Origin of the sequence: Candidatus Proelusimicrobium excrementi (genome assembly GCF_937881865.1) — a bacterium.
GTDB lineage: Bacteria > Elusimicrobiota > Elusimicrobia > Elusimicrobiales > Elusimicrobiaceae > Proelusimicrobium > Proelusimicrobium excrementi.
This window is the reverse complement of record NZ_CALGEO010000063.1, coordinates 1-2,139: the sequence shown is the minus strand read 5'-3', so window position 1 is coordinate 2,139 and position 2,139 is coordinate 1. Positions and strand designations below refer to the sequence as shown.

Sequence of the window (2,139 nt, the reverse complement as noted above, 5' to 3'; positions counted from 1 at the left end):
TTTGCTGAAAGGTGTTTGCGTGCTTGAGCATTTTTTTAAGTTCCGCAACGGTAAAAAAGACGATGCGGTGTTCCACTTCCTTAAAACTGCCGACGGTTTGCCACTTTTGCGGGGCAATATAGTTCCAATCTTCCGCTTTGCGCAGCATTGTTTTTAATGCCCTAAGCCAGCGGTTTATGCCCGCTTCTCCTTTGCCTTGCTCTTTTAGTATTGTTTTTAATTCCTGCAATTTAAGCGGGGTAATATCCGTAAGGTATTTTGGGTGGAGTTCGCTTTCCAAATAAAAGCAGGCGCGTTTAAAGTGGTTTATGGTGGTTTTGGTGCGCTCCGGGGTAATTGTTTCTATAAATTTGTTTTTAAATGCCTGCCACGGGATTTTTGACGCGTTGCCTGAGAGAGCTTCCTTGCTTTGCACAATTTCCGCAAATTTGATTTGGGCTATACGTTTATCACGCGTGTGCAGGGACGGGCGGCAGCGTTTGCCGCTGTCGTTAAAATAATTTGCGTGGTATATGCCCGTTTTGGGGTGTTTAAATATGCCCATAGTTGTTTATTCTTTTACGATATAACTGTTGTATTGCCTGTTGAATTGACCCACCGGCAACGCAACATAATATATGGCTGTTATTATGCCAGATAAAGTCCCTAATATCCCTAATAACAAAAAATAAGCAAATAATATGGCTAAAAAGCGGGAAGATTCTAGAAAAGGCAACGTTATAAGTTCTGGGGCATTTAATTCCTCATAAACTTGCCACACAAAAAGAAAAAAGGAGTTTAAGGCAATGAACCAAAGTATTGGAAAAATTATATACATAATAGCCAATTTAAAGAATCCTTTAAAAAGACCTTTTAGGTAAAAAGTATCAAGGGCTATCCACCAAAATAAAAACGAAAATATAGCCGCCAAAATAGGGCTTTTGCGTTCTTCAGGGGGAAGAATATATAATTCCTTTTTCTTTTTTGCGGGGATGTGCTGCGCCGTGCTGGCCGGCGGTTCTTTTTGCGATTGCCCGCAGTATGGGCAATTATCTTTTATGACGGAATATTCCTTGCCGCATTTTTTACATTTTATTAATGACATAAATAAGTCCTCTATTTAGTTAAGAGTTTGTACAGATTATCTGATATACGGTCAATATTGCCTTCGGATAAAATGGCGAAATAAGCAACAGCCTTGGCAAGTCTTACATTATTTTGTGTGCAAAAGTAATATTGGCGTTTTTTGCCTTTTTTCCCAATCACCAAACTTATATTTGTAGTTTGCGCGGAAATAATATCACATGCGTGTATCATTATAAAAGTAGAGAGGGACTTAAAGATAATTCTTTTTGTCGTTAATATAAGTTCTCCACGATGTTCCGCTTTTAAATTTCCTTCAAACATAATAAAAGGTTCATTAAAAACGATTTTTTCTTTTTCCTCTAAACGCAAACCGACAGAAGATAAAGGTTTCAATGTGTTAAGCGTTAATTTTGACCACTCCTCAAGTTTGTTTTCCGCAAAATGTTGTTTTTGAAAATATCTTATCGTTTTGTAGATAATAAATAAAAGTAAACAGGCGGCGAATATAGTTAATATATTTTCTATTCCTAATGAGTCTACAAGAAACTGAGCTGCTAGTATGATAGAACTTATAATTCCAAATATTAGGCATAACAGTAATAGCACACCGGCCTGTGCAACAGACATTCGCCTAGCCATTTTTTTAATCTCCTTGAATATTTATATATAATTATTTTACATTATATATAAAGCACAACAAGAGCCTATATTTTCCTTTCTTTTTTAGCCCGAACTGGGCGGTATACGTCTATCACTTTGCCAACTAAAAAAGTGGCTGCCGTTCTGATAATAGGCTCACAATCCGGGTTATCAGGGATTAATCTTACTTCTTCCCCATGCTTATACATGCGTTTTACCGTGCTGTATTCGCCGTCTAAACGGGCGACTATTACATCCCCGTTATTTACGGTGGCGTCAGGGTCAACGATAACATAATCGCCGTCATAAATGCTGTTGCGCGGATCATCCGGGTCAACCATACAATTGCCGGTTATTTTTATGGCAAACTGATTCGGCCCGGTTTTGCGAAACGGCAGATAAGTTTCTGTTTCTTCAAGAATAAACTTTTCTTCC

Annotated in this window: 4 protein-coding genes; all 4 read right to left on the bottom strand. The window is 38.1% G+C overall.

What is annotated here, in order from left to right; translation table 11 throughout:
* Positions 1 to 544: phage integrase SAM-like domain-containing protein (locus ACQY26_RS03135; RefSeq protein WP_428047636.1), on the bottom strand; the 544-nt coding region annotated here is incomplete at its 3' end.
* Positions 545 to 550: 6 nt separating this feature from the next.
* Positions 551 to 1,084: a hypothetical protein gene (locus ACQY26_RS03130; protein ID WP_428047635.1), complete on the bottom strand. Its 534-nt coding sequence runs from the start codon at positions 1,082 to 1,084 to the stop codon at positions 551 to 553.
* 11 nt (positions 1,085 to 1,095) lie between these two features.
* Positions 1,096 to 1,704: a hypothetical protein gene (locus ACQY26_RS03125; RefSeq protein WP_428047634.1), complete on the bottom strand. Its 609-nt coding sequence runs from the start codon at positions 1,702 to 1,704 to the stop codon at positions 1,096 to 1,098.
* A 65-nt stretch (positions 1,705 to 1,769) separates the two neighbouring features.
* A partial coding sequence (locus ACQY26_RS03120) for a LexA family protein (protein WP_428047633.1) occupies positions 1,770 to 2,139 on the bottom strand: 370 nt, incomplete at its 5' end.

Bases quoted from the DNA above. Each gene is read 5' to 3' on its own strand.
- ACQY26_RS03130 (WP_428047635.1), bottom strand. From the start codon at position 1,084: ATGTCATTAATAAAATGTAAAAAATGCGGCAAGGAATATTCCGTCATA.
- ACQY26_RS03125 (WP_428047634.1), bottom strand. From the start codon at position 1,704: ATGGCTAGGCGAATGTCTGTTGCACAGGCCGGTGTGCTATTACTGTTA.